Origin of the sequence: Paenibacillus zanthoxyli JH29 (assembly GCF_000520715.1) — a bacterium.
Classification (GTDB): Bacteria; Bacillota; Bacilli; order Paenibacillales; family Paenibacillaceae; genus Paenibacillus_AQ; species Paenibacillus_AQ zanthoxyli.
Map to the genome: position 1 here is coordinate 1 of NZ_ASSD01000113.1, position 6,389 is coordinate 6,389.

At 50.4% G+C, this 6,389-nt stretch carries 4 protein-coding genes and 1 pseudogene; 3 read left to right on the forward strand and 2 right to left on the reverse strand.

Annotated features, from left to right (window positions below; genetic code table 11):
* Together L691_RS27810 and L691_RS0104585 are read right to left on the reverse strand one after the other, a co-directional pair.
* A pseudogene (locus L691_RS27810) lies at positions 1–241 on the reverse strand (hypothetical protein); the annotation flags it as partial.
* Positions 238–924: a response regulator transcription factor gene (locus tag L691_RS0104585; protein WP_025689066.1), complete on the reverse strand. Its 687-nt coding sequence runs from the start codon at positions 922–924 to the stop codon at positions 238–240. The pseudogene L691_RS27810 and the gene L691_RS0104585, both read right to left, overlap by 4 nt.
* A gap of 629 nt (positions 925–1,553) precedes the next feature.
* On the opposite strand from L691_RS0104585, the gene L691_RS0104590 reads away from it, so the two are divergent.
* The 3 genes from L691_RS0104590 to L691_RS0104600 are packed head-to-tail and all read left to right on the forward strand — an operon-like array spanning position 1,554 to position 6,323.
* Positions 1,554–2,723 carry a glucose-1-phosphate adenylyltransferase gene (locus tag L691_RS0104590; RefSeq protein ID WP_025689067.1) on the forward strand — a complete coding sequence of 390 codons (1,170 nt, stop codon included), beginning with the start codon at positions 1,554–1,556 and terminating at the stop codon, positions 2,721–2,723.
* A gap of 18 nt (positions 2,724–2,741) precedes the next feature.
* Complete coding sequence (gene glgD, locus L691_RS0104595) at positions 2,742–3,845, forward strand: glucose-1-phosphate adenylyltransferase subunit GlgD (protein ID WP_025689068.1); 1,104 nt, start codon at positions 2,742–2,744, stop codon at positions 3,843–3,845.
* A 45-nt stretch (positions 3,846–3,890) separates the two neighbouring features.
* Positions 3,891–6,323 carry a glycogen/starch/alpha-glucan phosphorylase gene (locus L691_RS0104600; protein ID WP_025689069.1) on the forward strand — a complete coding sequence of 811 codons (2,433 nt, stop codon included), beginning with the start codon at positions 3,891–3,893 and terminating at the stop codon, positions 6,321–6,323.
* The last annotated feature ends 66 nt before the right edge of the window (positions 6,324–6,389 follow it).

The following is a 6,389-nucleotide window of genomic DNA, read 5'->3' on the forward strand; positions in this document are numbered from 1 at the left end:
GGGCAATGCTGCCTTCGCGGTCTTTAGCAAGCTCGGAATAGAACTCGCGCGGCACCGACCTGATCTGCGCATGCATGGCTTCCGCCCTGCTGGTATAGAGGAAGTTCCGCATTAATATATATTGAAGGATGCCAATGAGCAGGAGCAGCCCTGACAAAATCAGCAGCGAGACGGCGAGCAGCCGCCCCCGGAGCGAGCGCGGAGGATGCAGCCGCCGCCGGAAGAAGGACAAGCCGATCATGTCAGATCCAACCGGTAACCCGCGCCGCGCAGCGTGCGTATGATGCGGTGCTCTTTATCGCCCAGCTTCTCCCGCAGAGAACGGATGTATACTTCCACGATGTTCTCTTCTCCCCTGAAGTCGTATCCCCAGACTTTATCAAGGATCATTGGCTTGCTCAGCACAAGCCCGTGATTGATGACCAGGTGCTGCAGCAGCTCGTATTCAGTTGGAGACAGCTCAAGGACCGTCTCCTTGAAGCGGATCTCCTTTCTCCGGCTGTCGATGACGAAGGGGCCGCAGCGCACCTCGCCGAGCAGCCCCGGGAACTGGTTGCGCAGACGTGCCTGAATCCGCGCCAGCAGCTCATCGAAGCTGAAGGGCTTAACCATATAATCGTCGGCCCCGATGGACAGGCCCTTGACGCGGTCGTCGATCTCATCCTTGGCCGTCAGCATAATGACGGCGACTTCCGCCTCCTCGTTCCTGAAATGACGGCACACATCTAAGCCATTCATGCCGGGCATCATAATATCGAGGATGGCTACATGAGGTTTGAATTCGTCAGCAACCGCTAGAGCGGATAATCCGTCCGGCGCCGTTCTTACGTCAAATCCTTCGTTAGTGAGGCCAAGCTCAAGAAACTGGAGGATGTGAGGCTCATCGTCTACCAGTAGCAGACGGACGCCTTGGTGAGCTTTCATGTATATCCCTCCATGCCATTATTTAACATGCTATTTTTATAAGTTTCGATGTCCCGCACAGGAATTGGAATTAGCTATGAAGGCTTGGCTTCACTTTGTGGGGCTCGTTATATTATGCCATAGCAACTTGAACGTTTGCTGAAATTACCTTACATATTTAATCCGCAAAAAATCTTTCATAACCCCTCGAAATGGGTAATCTAAAGTATAGAAGACATTTTCGTTCTCCATCCCTTATGCCGATAGAACGGTTAATAAGGAAACGATTACAAAAAAGGGTGGCGACGAAAAAGGATGGCGGAAATCCGCGGTGTTTCAACCATTTTTTAGTTTAGGAAAGGTTTTGACGAAGGGTACCCGAAGACCTTACAATAAGGATATAAAGCCGGAACCGAAGTGTTCCCCGTTGAGCTCCGGCTGCATCCGATCTATTCAAGCCTTCCCCCGTTTTCAAGACTTTTTCAAGTTTCCTACTCTATTCAAAAAGTTCAGCAGCACCCGGTTTAAAATGCCCTGTCATCCCGTATTATTCATTAAGAGCGTTTTTAACGCTGTCTTTCCTACGCACCAATCATTTTATCTTATTTACGGAAGAAGCTTTACTACCCTACGTCAAGGAGGCTTTTCCAATGAAGAAAAAAGAAATGGTAGCCATGCTTTTGGCTGGTGGTCAAGGGAAAAGATTAAAGGGCCTGACCAAATCCATTGCCAAGCCCGCTGTCTATTTCGGGGGCACCTACCGGATTATTGATTTTCCGCTCAGCAACTGCACGAATTCCGGAATAGACACTGTTGGTGTATTGACTCAATATGAACCTCTCGTTCTGAGTTCTTATATCGGCATTGGCAGCGACTGGGACCTCAACCGCAAGAATGGGGGCGTATTCGTACTTCCTCCCCATGAACGGGAAGACGGCAGCAACTGGTACCGGGGAACGGCTGACGCGATCTATCGGAATCTTAAATTCGTCGATCAATTCGCCCCTGAGCATGTGCTCATTCTTTCCGGCGATCATATTTACAAAATGAACTATAACAATATGCTTGAATATCATTTGGAAAGAAAGGCTGACTGCACCATTTCGGTCATAGACGTTCCGCTTGAGGAAGCAAGCCGTTTCGGCATACTGAATACCGAAGGGGATTACAAAATTTACGAGTTCGAGGAGAAACCCGCAAAGCCAAAGAGCACTTTAGCTTCCATGGGGGTTTATATTTTCAAATGGGATGTTCTTCGCCGTGCGCTTTTGGACGATGGAGAGGAATCGGATTCTTCCCATGACTTCGGCAAAGACATCATTCCCACGCTGCTGTCGGAGGGCAAATCCTTGTACGCCTATCCGTTCGAGGGCTACTGGAGAGACGTCGGCACGGTGACCAGCCTGTGGGAAGCCAATATGGATCTTCTCAGCGACAATCCGCCGCTTAACCTTAACGATCCTTCTTGGAGAATTTTTACCCGCAACCCGAACCAGCCCGCACAGTATGTGGCTCCGGGGGCGAAAGTATCGGGCTCCCTCATCAATGAGGGCAGCATCGTTCGGGGAGAAGTAAGGCATTCCGTACTCTTCTACGGCGTCGAGATTGGCGAGGGCAGCGTAATCACGGATTCCGTTATCATGCCCAAAGTCAAAATCGGCAAAAATGTCCGTATACACAGAGCCATCATCAGCGAGAATACGGTAATCGAGGATTATATGGAAATTGGTACGGACCGGGAGGACGGGGATGACATCTTGTTAATCGATAATCGCAGCAAAAAGCGGAAATCGGTTCCGGCCAATACCATTTCATCTTAAAGAGGACGGTGTAATTCGATGAAACAGCTCTTGGGAGTAATTAATCTTGATCACGAACTGGACCATTTAAATGAACTAACGTATTTCCGCTGCGGTGCAGCCGTACCTTTTGCCAGCCGCTACCGGCTGATCGATTTTGTCCTATCCAATATGATGCGCGCGGATCTGGAAAGCGTGGGCCTGTTCGTCCGCCGCAAATACCGTTCTTTGATGGACCATCTTGGCGATGGAAAATCATGGGATATGAATCGCAAGCATGGTGGGCTGTTCATCCTGCCTCCCGACTGGAATGATCCGACCGATACGTCTCTTGGAGATTTGCAGCATTTTCATAATAACCTGGATTTCTTCAAACGGGCTTCGGCCAAGTACATCGTCCATTCCGGAAGCCAGCACATCAACACGATCGACTTTCAAGAGCTGTACAGCTATCATTTGGAAAAGGGCGCCGATGTCACGCTTGTATACAAAAAAATCGACCATCTTGAGCCGGAGCATGATCCCTGCCTGCGCCTTGAAGTCGATGAGGATGGCAATGTGCTGAATATTCATCATGAGAAGAACCATCCGAATATCTATATGGATATGTTTATTATGGAAAAAGAGCTATTCCTGGAACAGGTGAAATACTGCATTGCCCATGGGGAGAGCTTCTTCTTTCGGGACGCTATTCAAAAAAGACGCAATAAGCTCAAAATTGCCGCTTTTGAATATACGGGCTATCATGCCGTCATTAACTCTGTGGCCAGCTATTACAAGAACAGTATGAAGCTTCTGGACCAGGAGGAGTATACGAGTCTGTTCCACGATAACCAGGTTCAGACCAAAATTAAGTACGAAGCCCCGACCCGCTATCTGGAAAGCGCCAATGTCAGCAATTCGCTTGTGGCGAACGGCTGCATCATTGCAGGCACGGTGGAGAACAGCGTCATATTCCGTGGTGTTCAGGTCCGCAAGGGAGCGAGAATTGTGAACTCTGTCATCATGCAGAAATGCGTCATTGAAGAAGATGCTGTCATTGAGAATGTCATACTGGATAAAGACGTGCAGCTCAGCCGGGAACGGATACTTGTCGGCGACAGCAAACGGCCGTTCGTTATTGCCAAGAGCAGTAAAATGTAACTTCGGTTTCAATCGAAAACGCCATTGTCAGGAGGAACCTGTTTGTTGTTTACCGATAAAGAAGCATTCAAAAAAGCATTTGTCGATGATTTGGTTGGGAAGCTGGGTAAGCCGCTGGAGGAAGCCTCTAACGCCGACATTTACCACATTCTAGGCAGTATGGTTCGTGTGCAGGCCGGAAAGAACTGGGCAAATACGAACCTGAAATACAAGGACGGCAAGGAAAAGCAGGTCTACTACTTTTCGATGGAGTTCCTAATCGGCAGGCTGCTGGGCAATAATCTGCTGAATATGGGCGTTCTGGAGATGGTGCGGGACGGACTTGCGGAGCTGGGCTTCTCTCTTCAGGACGTCGAGGAGGAAGAGGCCGACGCAGGTCTCGGCAATGGCGGTTTAGGGCGGCTTGCAGCCTGTTTTCTTGATTCGCTCGCCTCTTTGCAGTATGCGGGACATGGCTGCGGCATACGCTACAAATACGGTCTGTTCGAGCAGAAGATCGTTGACGGGTATCAGGTGGAATTGCCCGATTACTGGCTGCAAAAGGATAATGTGTGGGAAGTGCGCCGTGAGGACAAGAGTGTGGAGGTAAGGTTCTGGGGACGGGTCGAGGCCGATAAGGTAGGCGAAAAGCTCATATTCCGGCACACGGATTACGAGACGGTCCGGGCAGTTCCGTACGATGTGCCAATCATCGGCGCCGACCGGCGGCATGTCAATACGCTGCGCAATTGGAGCGCCGAGTCCATCCTCCAGCCAAACAGGGGCTTTGGCGCGGATGCAGGCACCGACTACCACAAATTTCTCGAGTATAAACGTGCGGTGGAATCCATCTCGGAATTTCTGTACCCCGATGATTCCGAGTACGAAGGCAAGCTGCTCCGCCTGAAGCAGCAGTATTTCCTTTGCAGCGCCGGCCTGCAGAGCATCCTGCGCTTCTACTGGAAGCTCGGGCTTCCGCTGTCGGAGCTTCCGGATAAGGTGGCGCTGCATATCAACGATACGCATCCAACGCTCGTGATTCCGGAGCTAATGCGGATTCTGATGGATGACAGGGGCCTGGAATGGAATGAAGCTTGGGACTTAACTACGCGTATGGTCTCCTACACCAACCATACGATTCTTAGCGAGGCGCTGGAGAAGTGGCCGGTGAATATGGTACGGGATTTAGTACCCCGGGTCTATCTCATCATCGAAGAGATTAATGCAAGGTTCTGCGGCGAGCTGATGAAGCGGTATCCCGAAGACCATAACCGGATCGCGCAAATGGCGATTATTTATGACGACCAGGTCCGGATGGCGCATCTGGCGATTGTGGGCAGCCACAGCGTCAACGGTGTAGCCGCGCTGCATACGGAAATTTTGCGGAAGCGGGAAATGAGATTATTCGACGAGATGTACCCGCACCGGTTCAACAACAAGACGAACGGGATCACTCATCGGCGCTGGCTGATGCATGCCAACCGGGATTTAGCCGGTCTAATCACCGAGGCGATCGGCCCGCGCTGGACGACCCATCCGCAGGAAATGATCGGCTTGATCAAATACTGTGAGGATGCTTCGTTCCAGCAAAAGGTAGCCGATATCAAACGGAAGAACAAGCTCCGTCTGGCGGAATACATCAAGAGCAAGCATAACGTCATGGTCGATCCGGATTCCATTTTCGATGTTCAGGTTAAGCGGCTGCATGCTTATAAGCGCCAGCTGCTGAATATTCTGCACATTATGCATCTGTACAATCAGATTAAGGCGAGTCCGAATCTCGACATGGTGCCCCGCACGTTTATTTTCGGCGCCAAAGCGGCTCCGAGCTATCATTTGGCGAAACGGATTATCAAGCTCATCAATACCGTTGCCGATATCGTGGACAAAGACCCCGACGTAAAGGGCAAAATCCGGATCTTCTTCTTGGAGAACTATTCGGTATCCCTGGCAGAGAAGATTATCCCGGCGGCCGATGTCAGCGAACAGATTTCGACGGCGAGCAAGGAGGCTTCCGGCACCGGAAATATGAAATTTATGATGAACGGTGCGCTGACCATCGGAACGATGGACGGAGCCAATGTCGAGATGAATGAAATGATCGGCAATGACAACATGTTCCTGTTCGGACTGCGCGCAGAGCAGGTCATGGATTATTACCAGTATGGCGGTTATTATGCCCGCGATATGTATAATAGCGACAGCCGGTTAAAAGAAGTGCTGGATCAGCTTATTACACCGGGGCCGATCTGCTGCTATCATCATGATTTCGAGCAAATTTTCCATTCACTGCTCGATAATAACGACGAATTCTTCGTGCTGAAGGATTTTCCGAGCTATGTTGAGACCCAGGTGGAAATCGACCGCGCTTACCGCAACCGGAGTGAATGGCTCAAGAAGTCCATTATCAATATCGGCCATTCCGGCAAATTCTCAAGCGACAATACGATTAGCCGCTACGCGTCCGAAATTTGGAAAATCCGGTCTGTACCCCTCTAGAGTCTTATGAAACGAACGACGGCAGAAAAAGGATTATAACGACAAGCGGCTGCGCTCCGAATCTTC

Coding starts and splice junctions, on each gene's coding strand:
- L691_RS0104585 (WP_025689066.1), bottom strand. CDS start 924: ATGAAAGCTCACCAAGGCGTCCGTCTGCTACTGGTAGACGATGAGCCT.
- glgD (WP_025689068.1), top strand. CDS start 2,742: ATGAAACAGCTCTTGGGAGTAATTAATCTTGATCACGAACTGGACCAT.
- L691_RS0104590 (WP_025689067.1), top strand. CDS start 1,554: ATGAAGAAAAAAGAAATGGTAGCCATGCTTTTGGCTGGTGGTCAAGGG.